Consider the following 15537-nt stretch of genomic DNA (forward strand, 5'->3'; position numbering starts at 1 on the left):
GTGGACCTTGTCCACCGCTGCCTCACCGGACGGAATCTCCGCAACCGCGAGACGTTTACGAAGATCGGCCAATTTACCCGCAGTGGTATGGATATCGGGTTCGGTCGTGGTCATGAAGGTGTCCCCTACGGTTGCTGTTCGGGCGTGTCGAATGGGTTCTGATGTCAGCTGGTTGCGAGCGATCGGGCGATCACCAGACGCTGAATTTGGTTGGTGCCCTCGAAGATCTGGGTGATCTTGGCGTCGCGCATGTATCGCTCGACGCGGAAGTCGCGGGTGTAGCCGTAGCCGCCGAAGACCTGTACCGCGTCGGTGGTCACCTTCATGGCCGCATCGGTGGCGATCAACTTTGCCACGGAAGCGTTGCGCGAGTAAGGAAGTCCGGCGTCACGCCGACGGGCGGCGTCGAGGTAGGTGGCGCGAGCGGAGTCCACTGCGGCCGCCATGTCCGCCAATACGAAACCGAGGCCCTGGTGGTCGATGATCTTCTTGCCGAACGCCGTACGCTCCTGGGCGTACTTCACCGCGTCGTCGAGTGCCGCCTGGGCGATTCCCACTGCTACAGCGGCGATTCCGAGCCGTCCGGCGTCGAGCGCGCTGAAGGCGATCTGCAGCCCCTGCCCCTCCGCACCGATTCGCCACTCGGTGGGGACGTGCACGTTGTCGTAGTGCGCCGAGGTCGTCGGGACGGCGTGCAGCCCCATCTTCTCCTCGGGCCTACCGAAGCTCAGGCCGTCGGTTCCGTCCGGAACGAGGAAGCACGAGATTCCCTTGGATCCTTCACCTGTTCGGGCGAACAGGTTGTAGAAGTCCGCCACTCCACCGTGCGTGATCCACGCCTTCGAACCGTTCACCGTGTAGCCGCCCTCGGTCGGGGTGGCCTTGCAACTGAGTGCGGCAGCGTCCGAACCGGCCTGCGCCTCGGACAACGAGTAGGCACCGATCTGAGCCCCGCCGAGCATGTCGGGAAGCTTGTCGGCTTTCTGTCGGTCGGTACCGAAGGCCATCACGGGATAGCAGGCCAGACCGTGCACGCTCACTGCAACGGCCACTGCCGCCCAGCGCGACGCCAGTTCTTCGAGGACCTGGAGGTAGACCTCGTACGGTTGGCCACCACCGCCCCATTCCTCCGCGTACGGCAGGCTCAGCAGTCCTGCCTCCCCCAGGGTGGCGAACACATGGTCCGGGTACGCCTCACGCCGCTCGTGATCGTCGACGATCGGGTCGAGCACCTTGTCTGCCACGTCGCGGGTCAGCGCGATGAGGTCGCGCGCTTCGGCAGTGGGCAACAGACGATCGACGGGCACGTGAAAAACCTCCGGGAAGTTCGGATCAGTACTGCCGGATGATCCGCAGTACTGATGCACAGTACTGCACAAGGCGATGCAGTACCATCCCTGATGTGAACGCACCCGTGACCTCGCATGCCACGGCACGCCGTTCCGAGCTCTTCGACCAGCTCGTGAGCCTGTTTCTGGCAGAGGGCTTCGCCCACCTGACGCTCGACACCATCGCTGCCCGCCTCCGATGCTCCAAGTCCACGCTGTACACACTGGCGTCGAGCAAGGATCAACTCGTCGGCGGTGCCACAGTGCACTACTTCAAGTCCATGACCACCCAGGTCGAGAACGCGGTCGCCGAGGTGGACGGCACCCGCAATCGCATCACCACATATCTCACCGCCGTCGGCGCAGCCCTGGAATCGGCGTCCGAGCAGTTCATGACCGATCTGGCGTCTCTCGAATCCGCCCGTTCGGTGTACGAGCGCAATACCGCGATCGCCGCTCGGCGTGTTCAGGAGTTGATCAGCGAGGGCGTGGCCAGCGGTGAAGTACGAGACGTGCACGCCGCATTCGTCGGCGATGTCGCCTCCTCGGTCATGGTGCGCATCCAGACGCGTGAGGTGTTTCGCCTGACGGGGTTGAGCGACGGCGACGCCTATCTCGAATTGGCGAAGCTCTTGACCGCCGGAATCGGTGCCTAGCCGGAGCCGGGAATGAATCCACCTCGACACACGCTGCAGTACAGTGAACTTAGTTGATCCTTCAACGAAAGAGCGCGTGATGAAGAAGATCGGATTCTTGTCCTTCGGACATTGGTCGGCATCCCCACAGTCGCAGACGAGGTCCGCGTCGGACGTGCTGCTGCAGTCCATCGACCTCGCGGTCGCAGCCGAAGAACTCGGTGCCGACGGCGCGTACTACCGCGTCCATCACTTCGCCAACCAACTCGCGTCGCCGTTCCCTCTGCTCGCTGCCGTCGGCGCCAAGACGAGCACCATCGAGATCGGCACCGGCGTCATCGACATGCGCTACGAGAACCCGTTCTACATGGCCGAGGACTCGGGCTCTGCCGACCTCATCTCCGGCGGACGGCTGCAACTCGGCATCAGTCGAGGATCGCCCGAGCAGGTCATCGAGGGTTACCGCTACTTCGGCTACGCACCCGCCGACGGCTCGGATCATGCCGATATGGCGCGTGAGCACACCCGCATCTACCTCGATCTTCTCGAGGGCAGGGGCTTCGCGGAGCCGAATCCACGGCCGATGTTCCCCAACCCACCCGGCCTGCTGCGCCTCGAACCACACTCTCCCGGTTTGCGTCAGCGCATCTGGTGGGGTGCCGGAACTCGCGAGACCGCCGAGTGGACCGCGCGCCAGGGTATGAACCTGATGAGCTCGACACTGCTGAGCGAAGACACCGGTGTGCCGTTCCATCAACTGCAGGCCGAACAGATCGAACGTTTCCACAAGACGTGGAGCGATGCCGGCCACGATTTCGCGCCGCGAACGTCCGTGAGCCGCAGCATCTTTCCGATCGTCAGCGATCTCGATCGGGCCTACTTCGGCCGAGAGGGCACCGGCGAAGACCAAGTCGGCTACCTCGACGGCGGCAAAGCACGGTTCGGCAAGACCTACGCGGGCGAGCCCGACCGGCTGATCGAGGAACTGGCCACCGACGAAGCGATCGCTGCCGCAGACACTCTGCTGCTCACCGTCCCCAACCAACTGGGCGTCGATTACTGCGCTCACGTGCTCGAGACACTGCTGCGCGACGTCGCTCCCGCCCTTGGGTGGCGTTGATCACCTGCTGAGCAGCGGCGTTTGGCTTCGGTGAACGTGGGTACTGGCAGCAGGTTCACCCACCCCACCTGCCAGGAGTTCCCATGCTCAAACGCGACGTATCCGCGCGCCTCGATGTAGACATCACCGCAGCCACCACGCTCGAATTCCAGATCGCAGTCGCACCGCACCCAGGTACGACGGTCACCGAGTCACTGTCCTTCGTCCTCGACGGTAACCCCATCGAGGCCAAGGAAGTGAGCGGACCGCACGGCAACCGGATCCACGTCATGCCTGCCGACGTCGGCAATCTGCAGGTCTCGTACGACGCCACCATTCTGGGCAACACCACCCCGGCTCCGGTCACCGACTACGACATGTCGCTCTACCTCCGGCCGAGCCGATACGCCGAAGCAGACAAGTTCTACGGGTTCGCCGCGACCGAATTCGGCGACTACGCGGACTCCGAGGAACTGCTGGCGAAGATCTCCGCATGGGTGGGCGCACGTCTGAATTACGTTCCGGGAAGCAGCGATCCGATCGACGGAGCCGTCGACACACTGCTCGCCGGACAGGGTGTCTGCCGGGACTACTCGCACCTCGTGGTCGCCATGCTGCGTGCGGTCAACGTTCCGGCTCGGCTGGTGGCGGTGTACGCACCCGGCTGCGATCCGATGGACTTCCATGCCGTCGCCGAGGCGTTCGTGGGCGGCCAGTGGCGTGTTGTCGATGCCACCTGCCTCGCCCCGCGCTCGACGCTGGTACGAATCTCGGTCGGCCGCGATGCTGCCGACACCGCATTCCTGGACAACCACAAGGGTGCGATCACCCTGAACAGTTCGGTCGTGACCGCCGTGGTCGACGGCGAGCTGCCTCAGGACGACATCACCGAGCTGGTCTCCCTCACCTGATGTTCCGAGCGAACACCGCAGTGATATGAGCTACATCACAGCGGCGTTTGTTTTCGGAGGCGGAAACCGACTAAGTATCCGTTACCAACAATCACAGCCACCTGAAAGGGCAACACCATGAGCTTCATCGACAAGGCCAAGAACGCTGCAGAAGACGCCATCGGCAAGGCCAAGGAGGTTGTGGGCGACGCCACCGACAACAAGGACCTCGAGGCCGAGGGCAAGAAGGACCAGGGTTCGGCAGGCGTGAAGAAGGTCGGCGAGAACATCAAGGACACCTTCAAGTAACCACCCTCCATCACATCGAGTGCCGCCGATCTCGATGATCGGCGGCACTTGCTTTTCACTCCCACTTTTCCTCACACCAGAGAACGGATTCCCCTCATGACCACATCGACAGACACGACCAAGGCCCCCAAGCGACGCGGCGGATTCGCCTCGAAGTTCGCCCTCCTGATCACGCTCGTCCTGGTCGCAGCGCTGGTGATCTTCGTGCTCCAGAACACCGTGCACACCACGATCAACTTCCTGGGTTGGAACTTCGACCTCGGCCAGGGTGTCTCTCTGCTCGGTGCAGCCGTCGTCGGTGCCGTCATCACGCTGACCGCGACCGCAGCGCTCAAGGTTCGACGCGCAGTCCGATGATCCCCCTGCTTGCCCGTAAGTACCTGTACCGCTACCTCGTCGTCGCGATCGGTCTACCCATCCTGGCCCGACTGCTGGCCTTCGCCGGTCAGAGCCTCGAAAAGCGAACAGGAAAGGACAACTTCGTGTCCAGAGGCCTGAAATCGGCCGGCAGATTCGCGCAGAGGCGAGCCGAAAAGTCGCAGGGCAAGAAGGCCAGGAACTCCGAGCACGCCCTCCGTTAGGCCGGTCCACGGGTGCGTCGACCAGCAGCGCCGGCCGGCATGGCAAACGGTCAATGACCCGCCGGGTCGGTGAGGGATTTGCCTTCCTTGGCCTTGACACGCTTGCGCTCCAGAAGGACCAGGGCAATCCCGGAGACGAGTAGCACCGGCGCGGCAATGGCCCCGATCCACACCCACCCGGTGAATCCGTAACCTGCCGCGGTGAGAGTGAGACCGAGACTCACCAACGCCACTCCGATACAGATGTACCCGGGCCAGTTGCGTGTGTCGACGATTGCCTCACCCGCATGCCCGCGCGTCGTCCGGTCGTCGTCGGTTGCCCCGGCGTCGGCTTCGCTCGTGTTCTCGTCTGCCATGTGGATCCTCTCCGGATACGAACCGTTCGTCCCGTTCGAGACGAGCCGTCCGCGTCGGCTGCCCGCTTGTGACCGGCGGTAAACCTGAGATCGGATCGGATGGTCAGTCGTGCCAACTCACTGCCGCGAACGGGGCGCGGCTCGCGAGTCGTCCGACGATGCCGACGTGCGCGAAATCCTTGGCCGTCGCGACGGCGTCGAGCACGTCTGCGCCTTTCGCGAGCTCCGCGGTGATGGCTGCGGCGAACACGCAGCCGGCACCCGACACGCGCTCTTCGCCCACCTTGGGGGCGCGCAGCACGGTCAGTTCGGACCCGTCGTAGACGACGTCGACGGCCTCGTCGCCGGGCAGACCTGTGCCACCCTTGACCACCACGAAACGAGGCCCGAGGTCGGCGATTCTCTTGGCGGCTTCACCCAGATCGTCGACGGTGTCGATGGCGTCCATTCCGGACAAGGTCTGCGCCTCGAACAGATTGGGGGTGATCACGGTGGCCAACGGAAGGATCTCGCGCCGCAGGGCATTGTCGGTGTCGAGTGCGGCACCCGGCTCCTGGCCCTTGCAGATCAGGACCGGATCGACGACCACGTGCCGCCACGGCTGCAGGCGCAGCGACGCCGCTACCGTGTCCACGGTGACGGGGGTGCCGAGCATGCCGATCTTGACGACATCGAGATCGTGTGCGGCAGTGGCCACTTCGATCTGATCGGCGATGACCGTGCTGTCGATGGGCACGAATCGGTGCCCCCAGCCCGCCTTCGGATCGAACGAGACGATGCACGTGATCGTGCCGACTCCGTAGACCCCGAGCCGCTCGAATGTCTTGAGATCTGCTTGCAGACCGGCTCCGCCGGTGGCTTCCGAACCAGCGATGACATAGGCGATTGTCGACATGGCCTCAGTATGACAATCGCAGATCGGCACCGACGCGAGTGGTCGCCACGGGATTGGGTCCGGAGGTTTCGGGGCATACGTCGAAGTCGGTGCGTCTCATCGAGCAACCGACGACACCGCGCAGTACATCGACTTCGAGCCCAGGAGTAGCGGAGCACGATCGGAGATCGTGCAATCACGCACAACGACGAGAGTTTCGGAGGCCGAATCGTGCCCACCAGCAGAAATACGTCAGCCACCTGCGAGGACGTCTGGGACGTCCTGGCGAACGGATGGAGCTATGCGACCTGGGTCGTCGGCGCGTCCCGCATCCGCGCTGTCGACGGCAACTGGCCCGCAGTCGGCAGCTCCATTCATCACTCGGTGGGTGCGTGGCCTGCGGTACTCAGTGACGTCACGCGGTCGGTGGGACTCCATGCCGGTCGAGAACTTGTGCTCGAAGCCCGTGCACTGCCGTTCGGAAAGGCCTCGATAACAGTGCGACTGCATCCTCTCGCCTCGGGCTGCCGCATCGAAATCATCGAGCACGCAATCACGGCACCCTTCGATCTGGTCCCGGACCGGGTCCAACATCTTCTGGCGCATCCACGCAACGCCGAGGCGCTGCGCAGGCTTGCACTCCTGGCCGAGCGGTCCACTGCACCGTGACCAAGACCCCACTGCGACAAGCAGTTTCGGGAAAACTGCTGTTCGTGTTCATTCTCGGCGATGTGCTCGGTGCCGGAATCTATGCTCTCGTCGGTGAGATCGCGGGTGAGGTCGGCGGAGCGATCTGGCTCCCCATGCTCGTCGCGCTGCTGATGGCGCTGCTGACCGCGGCGTCGTACGCAGAGTTGGTCACCAAATATCCGAGGGCGGGCGGCGCGGCGGTCTTCGCGCAACAGGCGTACGGCAAACCGATGGTGTCGTTCCTCGTCGGATTCTCGATGCTCGCCGCGGGTGTCACCAGTGCGGCCGGGCTGGCACTCGCCTTTTCGGGTGACTATCTGGGCGTGTTCCTCGACGTGCCTGCCGTACCCGCTGCAGTGGTCTTCCTGCTGTTGATCGGGTTGCTCAACGCGCGCGGTATCACCGAGTCTCTCCGCGCCAATCTCGTGATGACGGTGGTCGAGGTGTCCGGGCTGGTCGTCGTCATCGCCCTTGCCGGACTGGTGTTGAGCCGCGGCGACGGTGTGCCCTCTCGCGTCCTCGAATTCACCGACGAGACGACACCGACCTTGGCGGTTCTCGGCGCGGCTCTGCTGGCCTTCTATTCGTTCGTGGGTTTCGAGACGTCCGCGAACATCGCCGAGGAAGTCGAGGACGTGCGCCGGGTCTACCCACGAGCCCTCCTCGGTGCCGTCACCGTGGCCGGTGTGGTGTACGTGCTCGTCGGGCTTGCTGTGTCGACGGTCGTACCTGCCGACACACTGTCGCAGTCCACCGGTCCACTGCTCGAGGTCGTCGCTGCAGCGGATGCCGGCATTCCGCCGTCGGTTTTCGGTCTGATCGCACTCGTCGCTGTCGCCAACGGCGCGTTGCTGACGATGATCATGGCATCGCGGCTGACGTTCGGGATGGCGCGCGACGGTCTGCTCCCCGGATTGCTCGCCGAGGTTCTGCCGGGTCGCAAGACACCGTGGACTGCCATCGTCGCCACCACAGCTGTCGCGATGGTCCTGGCCACCACCGGTTCTGTTGCGGCACTGGCCGAAACCGTGGTGCTCCTGCTGCTGTTCGTCTTCGTCAGCACCAACGTCGCCGTGCTCGTACTACGCCGAGATCGGGCAGAGACCGACCATTTCCGAACGCCCACAGCACTTCCCGTCCTGGCGCTGATCACCTGTGCCGTACTGCTGACCCAGCAGTCGGGAGCAACGTGGCTCCGCGCCGGACTGCTTATTGCGGTAGGCGTAGCGCTGTACTTCGTCGGTACCGTTCTGACCGGCAGGACCAAGACCGAGCAGAGGAGTACATCCCGATGACCACGACCGAAGTAGACGCGATCGTGATCGGCAGTGGCCACAACGGCTTGGTCGCGGCGGCAGCGATGGCAGACGCCGGCTGGGACGTCGTGGTCCTCGAGGCCGCCGAACATCCCGGCGGCGCTGTGCGCAGCGCCGAGCTCGTTCCCGGTTTCACCAGCGACCTCTTCAGCGCGTTCTACCCGCTGGCGCTCGCCTCGCCTGCCATGAAGGCACTCGAGTTGGAAAGCCACGGGCTGCAGTGGTCGCACTCCCCCGCGGTGTACGGCCATGCGCGGTCGCCGCACGACACCGACGCTCCGGTCGTCCACCACGATGTCGAGACCACCGCCGCGCGGCTGTCGGAACACGACGCGCGGGACGGCCGCACCTGGTTGCGACTCTTCGAGCAGTGGGAGCGCATTCGCGAGCCCTTCATGAACTCGCTGTTCGGACCGTTTCCACCCGTCGTCCCCGCGGCCCGCCTCGTCCACGCCTTGGGCGTACCCGAGACGCTGCGCTTCGCACGATTCGCCGCCCTTCCCGCCCGCGTGATGGCTCACGAACTCTTCCACAGCGAGGCCGCTCGCTGCCTCCTGCTGGGCAACGCCATGCACGGTGACGTCCCGACCGACGCCCCCGTGAGCGGGATGATGGGCTGGCTGCTCACGATGCTGGCCCAGGACGTCGGGTTTCCTACCCCCGTCGGCGGATCCTCTGCGCTGACGTCCGCGTTGATTCGGCGTGGCGCCGCATCGGGTGCGGTGCTGGAGTGCGGTCAGGCGGTCGAGCACATCGAGGTGCGCGGCGGTCGAGCTCGGGCGGTGCACACCGCCGCCGGAGACACGTTTCGGGCGCGCCGAGCGATCGTGGCCGACGTGTCCGCACCGGCGCTCTACGGTTCGCTGCTTCCGTACGACGCCGTGCCGCGCCGTGTGCACGACGACCTGCGCACCTTCGAGTGGGACACCCCTGTGGTCAAGGTCAACTACGCGCTCGATCGTAGAATCCCTTGGAATTCACCGTCTCTGGCCGATGCCGGCACCGTTCATCTCGGTGCGGACGACAACGGTCTCGTGCATTGGGCAGCCGATCTCACGACCGGAGTCCTTCCCGCGAGTCCGTTCATGCTGTTCGGTCAGATGACCACTGCCGATCGGAGCAGATCACCGGAGGGCACCGAAAGCGCTTGGGCCTACACGCATCTGCCGAGAGGCGTCGTCGACGACGCGGCCGCCGACACCGTGGCTGATCGGGTGGACGAAGTCCTCGACGCCCACGCACCGGGGTTCCTCGATTCGGTCGTCGGGCGGGTCGTACAGCGACCGAGCGATCTGTACGGTGCCGACGCGAATCTGCACGGCGGTGCGGTGAACGGCGGAACCGCACAGCTGCAGCAGCAGTTGATATTTCGACCGACACCGGGTCTGGGTCGGTCGGAGACGCCGGTGGAGGGTCTGTTCCTGGGCTCGGCATCGGCGCACCCCGGTGGCGGAGTGCACGGAGCAGCCGGGCTCAATGCCGCCCGGGCAGCGCTCGGCCAGCGAGGTGTCACCGGCTGGGTGAAGAAGAAAGTCACCGGTTCACTCATCGACATGTTGACCCGGTGAACGCCGTTATCGAAGAGAGATCTTTCGTTACCGGTTCGAGACCTTCGCCGGAGTCTTCCGAAATCGGACGCTGACATTGTTGAACCCACAACAACTCAGCGTTTCGTGACCGGAGGGGCACCCGCCGGGAACAATCGCTTCGGGGAAGAGGTAAGCATGTTGAAAAGCACCGCAACCATGGAACGCTCCATTCGCGATGACGAGGGCGTATTCCGACTCGAAACTGTCATGGGCTCGAACGGCCACAACACTCTGCGCGCCTTCGGCGAACTGGACATGTCGACTCGAGCCGAATTCGTCCACAGTCTCGACCGGTTGGCCTACGCGTCCGATCAGGTCTCGGTCGATCTGTCGGAGGTGTCGTTCATGTACTCCGGCGTGGCCAACGCGATCATCGACGCCACCTACGTTCATCCCGGTAAGATCGACGTACTCGCACCCGCACGGTCGGTGCGCATGGTCCTGGAGGTACTGGGTGCAGGCGGCCTGTTCGCCGACACGTTTCGATCGTGAATCGGACCGGATAACAGGTAACGTCGAGAACATGCCAGACGAGCCGACCGGAGCAGCCTTCGAGATCGCGGCGGCAGCACACGACGCGACGACCGTCCTCACCGTTCGAGGCGAACTCGATCTCGACACCATCCCGGAACTGTCGGCCGTCGCATTCCCCGCGGCCGACACCGCACGAGGTGGTCTCGTGGTGGACCTCACGGACGTCAGCTTCCTCTCTTCCAGCGCAATCACAGTGCTGGTACGAGTGTGCGATCGACTACCCGATGCCTCGCGCATGGCGCTGGTAGCGGTCGACGGAGTCGTGGTTCGGCCGGTCCAGCTCAGTGGAATCGATCGGGTGATGGCGACCTTCACGACCGTGCCCGACGCGGTTGCCCACGTTCGGTCGGCTGCGCTCGATGCAGAGGTCGACCGATGACCGGCCGACACCGAGTCGGGCTTCCGCGATGACCGAAAGCAGTCTCGCTCCCAGTCGTTGGACCCACACCGCGTCGGCCGAACCGGCCGTGGCGACAGCCCTCCGGCGTCGGTTGCACCAGTGGGTCGTCGAACTCGGAGTGAGGAACGATCTGGTGGACGACATCGTCCTCGGGGTCTACGAGGCCCTCGCGAACGTGGTCGAACACGCGTACCACTCGGCGCCCGAGGCCGGGACGATGACGATCACCGCCGCCTACGAACACCGGGCGCTGACGGTGACGATCTCCGACACCGGGACGTGGCGTCCACCGAATCCGACGACCAATCGCAGTCACGGGCTGCAACTCGCAGCCGCGGTGGCCGACGATCTCATGGTCGACCACCGACCCGGTTTCGGCACAATGGTCACTGCTGTATGGACCGACCCGATGACAACCGACCGATCGAGATCCGCCACCCGCTCGTCATGACCGAAGGGAGTCCCCATGTCCGCCACGGCTGCTGATCTACTCGACACTGCACCGTGCGGCGTGTTCTCGGTCGACGTCGCCACCTCGCAAATCCTCTACGCCAACGCGGCCGCCGCGCGGATCACCGCGCGCAGCCGCGAGACGCTCGTCGGAATGTCGGTCACCGATCTGTTCACGGTCGAGTTCGAGCCGATCCTGGCGGCTCTGATGGATGTCGTGTCGACGTCGGAATCGGACTCGCCGGTCGGAGCGGACGCGAAATTGACCGTCGCATCCGATCGACGTGCCGCGATAGCCGTGTCGATCCTGGCCAACAGTCTGCGCACGCCCGAGGGGGCCGTGACGGTGACGATGACGCTGCACAACGAAACCGAACGCCATGTGCGCGAGAAGGATCTGGTCGACGCCCGCCACAACGCGGAGGCCGCCCAGGACGATGCCGAGGCCGCTCTGGACAGATCGCAGGACGCACTGGGGGCCTCGGAAGAAGCACGCAAGCAGGCCGAGGCGGAGAAAACCCAGGTACAGATTCTGGCGTCGACGCTGCAACGCACTCTGCTGCCGCCGATCCTGTCGGCTCCGACGGGCATGAACGTGGCAGCGCACTATCACCCCGCATCCATCGACGAGGTCGGCGGCGACTTCTACGACGTGTTTCCGCTCGACAAACAGACGTGGGGTTTCTTCCTCGGTGACGTGAGCGGTAAGGGCGCGGGCGCCGCCGCCGTGACCTCACTGACCCGTTACACCCTCCGCGCCGCCGCAGTGTTCGACCGCAACCCGATCGCGGTGCTCGACAACCTCAATACCGTTCTGCACCACGAGTTCCACGGAGACGACCCACGTTTCTGCACGGTGGTTTTCGGCACCATCACTCCGGGACCGGACGGCGCAGTGGTGGACCTCGCCAGCGGCGGACATCCGCCGGCACTGCGTATCACGCACGACGCCGTCGTCGACTTCGTCGACACCACAGGTGGCCAGTTGGTCGGAGCGTTGGCCGAGCCGCACTTCGCATCGGCATCGGTGACCCTGCGCCCCGGCGACGTCATGGCGTTCTACACCGACGGATTGACCGAAGCGATCGTCGGACCCGGGCGGACGCGCTTCGACGACGACGGTGGCCTCGAATCCTTCGCTGCGAGAAAGGGTGCGACCACTGCACCGAAGATCGTCGACGATCTCACGTCACTGTTGGCGTCCTTCGGGGACGGCCTGCAGGACGACGTCGCACTGCTCGCCTTCGAGGTACCCCGGCCCGAGGCCGACTCGTAGCAGTTTTACAAGCAAGTAAAGCTTTGTCGACAGCACTCTCCAATACGGTCTTCCACCTCGAACCGCTTGGTGTTGTTTCATGTTTTTCCGCGTGGTCGGATACTCGAAACACCCAAGTCGGACAGTGGGCGATGCATGCGAGAGACGAGTACAGGTCCGTCGACCACGACAAATCAGGCAGCAACCGGTACTGCGATCCACCCGGCGCAGCGATTCGCGCCGCGCCGCACTGCATCGGCCGTGCGAGCCAGGACCGCTGCGAACTCGGGCACCGATACGCCTCGGCCACTGCAGGAAGCGCCGAGGTTTGCTGATTCCGGGCTCACCGCGCGTGAAATCGCAGTCCTCGGTGCATGGTTGCGCTGCGACTCCAAACAGGAAGTGTGCGCGGTTCTGCACATCGCGCTCGGCACGGTCAACACCCACCTGTCTCGAATTCGGGCGAAGTATGCCACCGTCGGTCGGGCGGCACCCACCAAGGCCCCACTCGTGGCCCGGGCGCTGCAGGACGGTCTGATCACCCTCGAGGATCTCTGACCGATCTGCACTGAGACGGTCCCGAATCACACTCGGCCTCGGTCGGACCATGGGTCCGCGCGTCGCCACAGGGTCGGCAGTTCGAGGACGATCCCGTCTCGTCGCGCGCAGGCGTCCAGCACATCGATGGAGGCAGACATGTTGTCGAAGGCGTACGCGAGCGCCTGCAGTGGTTCGTCCAGAGACCGAAAGAAGTTGTCCCAGTGCGTCAGTACCACGCGTCGGGCACCGACCGCTGCGACCGTCTCCTGCCAGTACTGCTCGACGAACGCGCGCGGTCGGCGGCCGAGTTGTCCTATCGAGAGGTAGACCACCTCGGCATGGCGACCGTCGAGCATGCCGGACCGGAAACCGGCGCTGCTGTGCACGAGTGCGGTGCGGCCACTCGGAACGTGTTCGACGTGCATCGACCATGCCTCCCCGCACCGGTACTCACGCACCCGAGCCGGTTGGGTCAGTGGCCGGTCTATCGTTCCGTGCGCTCGATCCGGATACGAGTGAACCGATTCGACGAACGTGACGGCAAAGCTGCCGTGCGACGTTGTCCCACCGTTCTCGACGACGACGATCCGGTCGTTCGGGAGATCCGAACCCTGCCCGATGAAACCGGTCGAGGAACCGCCGACCAGAACGGCACCGGTGCGCAGCGCTACCGCCGCCGAGTCGAGTGCGTGATCGTAGTGCGAGTGTGCGCACAGCACAGCGTCGAGCGTGGTGATCCCTGCTCTGCGCAGGGCCGCATCGATGCGCCGTATGTCCGACCGCAGCGGTAGGGCAAGGGTTTTCGGAAGCGACGGTCGCGAGAAGAAGCCGTCGGTGAGGATCGCCGATTCGCCGTCGTCGAAGAGCACCGTGCTCACACCGAGGAACGACACCGTCACCGGCGACCGCGGACTCGCCGACGCAGTGGTGGCGATCTCCGTCGGACCCGGCAGCGCGGGACGACCGATTCTCCGGGCCACTCTCACGCTTGCGCAGCGAGCGCTCGTCCGGCCTGCCGACCGCCGAAGATGCACCCACCCAGAAACGTTCCCTCCAACGAGCGGTACCCGTGCACACCGCCGCCACCGAAACCGGCGATCTCACCTGCCGCCCACAAGCCGTCTATCGCCTGTCCGTCGCCGTCGAGGACACGACCCTGCAGGTCGGTTTGAATGCCGCCCAATGTTTTTCGCGTGATGATGTTCAACCGCACGGCGATCAACGGACCCGATTTGGGATCGAGAATCTTGTGCGGTGAGGCGGTACGCGCGATGCGCTCTCCGCGCGATCGACGCGAATTGTGGATCGCGGAGATCTGCAGGTCCTTGGTGAACGGGTTGTCGACCTCGCGGTCGCGGGCCTCGATCTGCCGCTTCAGATCGGCGAGGTCGATCAGATCTTCGCCGGAGACCCTGTTCATTCCCTGGACGAGTTGGGCGAGTGTGTCGGCGACGACGAAATCCTCTCCGTTCTTCTTGAACGCCTCCACCGGTTCGCTGGCACCGGGCAACACCCGGCCGAGAACGAGCTTGAGGTTCTTTCCGGTGATATCCGGGTTCTGCTCCGATCCCGAGAGTGCGAACTCCTTCTCGATGATCTTCTGCGTCAGAACGAACCAGGAGTACTCGAATCCACTGTCCTGGATGGCTTTCAACGTTCCGAGAGTATCGAATCCCGGAAAGTTCGGAACCGGAAACCGTCGCCCCCGCGCGTCGAACCACATGGACGACGGGCCGGGAATGATTCTGATTCCGTGGTTCTTCCAGATCGGATTCCAGTTCTTGATGCCCTCGGTGTAATGCCACATGCGGTCTTTGTTGACCAGACGGCCACCGACTTTCTCGGTGATGCCGAGCATGCGGCCGTCGACGTGTTCGGGGACTCCCGAGATCAGGGACTGCGGAGCTGTTCCCAACCGCGCCGGCCAGTTCTCCCGTACCAGGTCGTGGTTGGCTCCGATGCCGCCCGCCGTGACGAGCACGGCTCCGGCACGCAACTCGAACTCGCCGACCTCGACGCGGCTACTGCCCGAACCTCGCTCCGCGGCACTGGGTTCGAGAAGTGCGCCGCGGACTCCCTCGACTGTGCCTGCACTGACGATGAACTCGTCGACGCGGTGACGAAAACCGAAGCGCACCAACCCTTTGTCGGCGGCCTCACGTACGCGTCGCTCGAACGGCGCAACGACCCCTGGACCGGTACCCCAGGTCAGATGGAACCGCGGAACCGAATTGCCGTGCCCCTCGGCGAGGTAGCCACCACGTTCGGCCCACCCGACGATGGGAACCCACCGCACACCCTGCGCGTGCAGCCAGGACCGTTTCTCCCCCGCCGCGAAATCGAGGTACGCGCGCGCCCACTGGTGCCCCCAGTAATCCTCGCCCGCGGGATCGTCGATGCCGCGGTCGAAGGTCGCGGTTCCGAGCCAGTCCTGCCACGCAAGCTCTGCGGAATCCTTGATGCCCATGCGTCGCTGCTCCGGGGTGTCCACCATGAACAGACCGCCCAACGACCAGAACGCTTGACCGCCCAAGTTCTGCTCGGGCTCCTGGTCGAGGAGCAGCACCCGCTTTCCGGCGTCGGCCAGTTCGGCGGTCGCCACCAGTCCGGCCAAGCCTGCACCCACCACGATCACGTCTGCGTCCATTGCCCCACTGTGCTGTCGTCGGTGCCGGATCTCAAGGAAACTGC

Annotated in this window: 19 protein-coding genes; 14 read left to right on the forward strand and 5 right to left on the reverse strand. The window is 64.6% G+C overall.

Annotated features, from left to right (window positions below; translation table 11 throughout):
* Window positions 1–164: 164 nt before the first annotated feature.
* On the reverse strand, window positions 165–1307 hold the full coding sequence (locus tag CH291_RS01900; protein WP_068046915.1) for an acyl-CoA dehydrogenase family protein: 1143 nt from the start codon (window positions 1305–1307) through the stop codon (window positions 165–167).
* Between the two features lie 95 nt (window positions 1308–1402).
* Between CH291_RS01900 and CH291_RS01905 the strand changes: the two genes are divergently transcribed.
* The 6 genes from CH291_RS01905 (at window position 1403) to CH291_RS01930 (ending at window position 4842) form a co-directional block, all read left to right on the forward strand.
* The gene (locus CH291_RS01905) at window positions 1403–1984 is read left to right on the forward strand and encodes a TetR/AcrR family transcriptional regulator (RefSeq protein ID WP_230074079.1); all 582 of its coding nucleotides are present in this window, start codon (window positions 1403–1405) and stop codon (window positions 1982–1984) included.
* Between the two features lie 79 nt (window positions 1985–2063).
* Window positions 2064–3083, forward strand: a complete 1020-nt coding sequence (locus CH291_RS01910; RefSeq protein WP_094686585.1) for an LLM class flavin-dependent oxidoreductase — start codon at window positions 2064–2066, stop codon at window positions 3081–3083.
* An 83-nt stretch (window positions 3084–3166) separates the two neighbouring features.
* A complete protein-coding gene (locus CH291_RS01915) occupies window positions 3167–3973 on the forward strand; it encodes a transglutaminase-like domain-containing protein (RefSeq protein WP_068283468.1) in 807 nt (268 codons plus the stop codon).
* 117 nt (window positions 3974–4090) lie between these two features.
* Window positions 4091–4261: a CsbD family protein gene (locus CH291_RS01920; protein WP_008718579.1), complete on the forward strand. Its 171-nt coding sequence runs from the start codon at window positions 4091–4093 to the stop codon at window positions 4259–4261.
* A gap of 96 nt (window positions 4262–4357) precedes the next feature.
* Window positions 4358–4618 (forward strand): lipopolysaccharide assembly protein LapA domain-containing protein, encoded by a 261-nt coding sequence (locus tag CH291_RS01925; protein WP_068046905.1) that lies wholly within the window; start codon window positions 4358–4360, stop codon window positions 4616–4618.
* Window positions 4615–4842, forward strand: a complete 228-nt coding sequence (locus CH291_RS01930) for a hypothetical protein (protein WP_094686586.1) — start codon at window positions 4615–4617, stop codon at window positions 4840–4842. Before CH291_RS01925 ends, CH291_RS01930 begins: the two co-directional genes overlap by 4 nt.
* A 50-nt stretch (window positions 4843–4892) precedes the next feature.
* Here the strand turns inward: CH291_RS01930 and CH291_RS01935 are convergent, their stop codons facing one another.
* Together CH291_RS01935 and thiD are read right to left on the reverse strand one after the other, a co-directional pair.
* Window positions 4893–5198 carry a hypothetical protein gene (locus CH291_RS01935; protein WP_094686587.1) on the reverse strand — a complete coding sequence of 102 codons (306 nt, stop codon included), beginning with the start codon at window positions 5196–5198 and terminating at the stop codon, window positions 4893–4895.
* A 103-nt stretch (window positions 5199–5301) separates the two neighbouring features.
* Window positions 5302–6093 (reverse strand): bifunctional hydroxymethylpyrimidine kinase/phosphomethylpyrimidine kinase, encoded by a 792-nt coding sequence (gene thiD / locus CH291_RS01940; protein WP_068046897.1) that lies wholly within the window; start codon window positions 6091–6093, stop codon window positions 5302–5304.
* A 210-nt stretch (window positions 6094–6303) separates the two neighbouring features.
* Between thiD and CH291_RS01945 the strand changes: the two genes are divergently transcribed.
* The 8 genes from CH291_RS01945 to CH291_RS01980 all read left to right on the forward strand — a co-directional run bounded on the left by CH291_RS01945 (window position 6304) and on the right by CH291_RS01980 (window position 12864).
* Window positions 6304–6741 carry an SRPBCC family protein gene (locus CH291_RS01945; RefSeq protein WP_094639776.1) on the forward strand — a complete coding sequence of 146 codons (438 nt, stop codon included), beginning with the start codon at window positions 6304–6306 and terminating at the stop codon, window positions 6739–6741.
* The gene (locus CH291_RS01950) at window positions 6738–8057 is read left to right on the forward strand and encodes an APC family permease (RefSeq protein WP_094686588.1); all 1320 of its coding nucleotides are present in this window, start codon (window positions 6738–6740) and stop codon (window positions 8055–8057) included. The genes CH291_RS01945 and CH291_RS01950 overlap by 4 nt, the downstream gene beginning before the upstream one ends.
* Complete coding sequence (locus CH291_RS01955; RefSeq protein WP_094686589.1) at window positions 8054–9646, forward strand: phytoene desaturase family protein; 1593 nt, start codon at window positions 8054–8056, stop codon at window positions 9644–9646. Before CH291_RS01950 ends, CH291_RS01955 begins: the two co-directional genes overlap by 4 nt.
* 156 nt (window positions 9647–9802) lie before the next feature.
* Window positions 9803–10159: an STAS domain-containing protein gene (locus CH291_RS01960; protein WP_094686590.1), complete on the forward strand. Its 357-nt coding sequence runs from the start codon at window positions 9803–9805 to the stop codon at window positions 10157–10159.
* Window positions 10160–10190: 31 nt separating this feature from the next.
* On the forward strand, window positions 10191–10580 hold the full coding sequence (locus tag CH291_RS01965; RefSeq protein ID WP_068046886.1) for an STAS domain-containing protein: 390 nt from the start codon (window positions 10191–10193) through the stop codon (window positions 10578–10580).
* 28 nt (window positions 10581–10608) lie between these two features.
* On the forward strand, window positions 10609–11052 hold the full coding sequence (locus CH291_RS01970; RefSeq protein WP_094639771.1) for an ATP-binding protein: 444 nt from the start codon (window positions 10609–10611) through the stop codon (window positions 11050–11052).
* Window positions 11053–11067: 15 nt separating this feature from the next.
* On the forward strand, window positions 11068–12327 hold the full coding sequence (locus CH291_RS01975) for a PP2C family protein-serine/threonine phosphatase (RefSeq protein WP_082898875.1): 1260 nt from the start codon (window positions 11068–11070) through the stop codon (window positions 12325–12327).
* Window positions 12328–12462: 135 nt separating this feature from the next.
* Window positions 12463–12864 carry a LuxR C-terminal-related transcriptional regulator gene (locus CH291_RS01980; protein ID WP_094686591.1) on the forward strand — a complete coding sequence of 134 codons (402 nt, stop codon included), beginning with the start codon at window positions 12463–12465 and terminating at the stop codon, window positions 12862–12864.
* Window positions 12865–12890: 26 nt separating this feature from the next.
* Here CH291_RS01980 and CH291_RS01985 read toward each other — a convergent pair whose 3' ends face one another.
* Window positions 12891–13826, reverse strand: coding sequence for an MBL fold metallo-hydrolase (locus tag CH291_RS01985; protein ID WP_094686592.1), 936 nt, complete (start codon window positions 13824–13826; stop codon window positions 12891–12893).
* Window positions 13827–13828: 2 nt separating this feature from the next.
* Window positions 13829–15493 carry an FAD-binding dehydrogenase gene (locus CH291_RS01990; protein WP_094686593.1) on the reverse strand — a complete coding sequence of 555 codons (1665 nt, stop codon included), beginning with the start codon at window positions 15491–15493 and terminating at the stop codon, window positions 13829–13831.
* Window positions 15494–15537 lie beyond the last annotated feature (44 nt).

It is taken from the genome of Rhodococcus sp. 14-1411-2a (assembly GCF_002259485.1).
Lineage (GTDB): Bacteria > Actinomycetota > Actinomycetes > Mycobacteriales > Mycobacteriaceae > Rhodococcoides.

Bases quoted from the DNA above. Each gene is read 5' to 3' on its own strand.
- CH291_RS01910 (WP_094686585.1), top strand. From the start codon at position 2,064: ATGAAGAAGATCGGATTCTTGTCCTTCGGACATTGGTCGGCATCCCCA.
- CH291_RS01915 (WP_068283468.1), top strand. From the start codon at position 3,167: ATGCTCAAACGCGACGTATCCGCGCGCCTCGATGTAGACATCACCGCA.
- CH291_RS01920 (WP_008718579.1), top strand. From the start codon at position 4,091: ATGAGCTTCATCGACAAGGCCAAGAACGCTGCAGAAGACGCCATCGGC.
- CH291_RS01925 (WP_068046905.1), top strand. From the start codon at position 4,358: ATGACCACATCGACAGACACGACCAAGGCCCCCAAGCGACGCGGCGGA.
- CH291_RS01930 (WP_094686586.1), top strand. From the start codon at position 4,615: ATGATCCCCCTGCTTGCCCGTAAGTACCTGTACCGCTACCTCGTCGTC.
- CH291_RS01935 (WP_094686587.1), bottom strand. From the start codon at position 5,198: ATGGCAGACGAGAACACGAGCGAAGCCGACGCCGGGGCAACCGACGAC.
- thiD (WP_068046897.1), bottom strand. From the start codon at position 6,093: ATGTCGACAATCGCCTATGTCATCGCTGGTTCGGAAGCCACCGGCGGA.
- CH291_RS01955 (WP_094686589.1), top strand. From the start codon at position 8,054: ATGACCACGACCGAAGTAGACGCGATCGTGATCGGCAGTGGCCACAAC.
- CH291_RS01960 (WP_094686590.1), top strand. From the start codon at position 9,803: ATGTTGAAAAGCACCGCAACCATGGAACGCTCCATTCGCGATGACGAG.
- CH291_RS01965 (WP_068046886.1), top strand. From the start codon at position 10,191: ATGCCAGACGAGCCGACCGGAGCAGCCTTCGAGATCGCGGCGGCAGCA.
- CH291_RS01970 (WP_094639771.1), top strand. From the start codon at position 10,609: ATGACCGAAAGCAGTCTCGCTCCCAGTCGTTGGACCCACACCGCGTCG.
- CH291_RS01975 (WP_082898875.1), top strand. From the start codon at position 11,068: ATGTCCGCCACGGCTGCTGATCTACTCGACACTGCACCGTGCGGCGTG.
- CH291_RS01980 (WP_094686591.1), top strand. From the start codon at position 12,463: ATGCGAGAGACGAGTACAGGTCCGTCGACCACGACAAATCAGGCAGCA.
- CH291_RS01990 (WP_094686593.1), bottom strand. From the start codon at position 15,493: ATGGACGCAGACGTGATCGTGGTGGGTGCAGGCTTGGCCGGACTGGTG.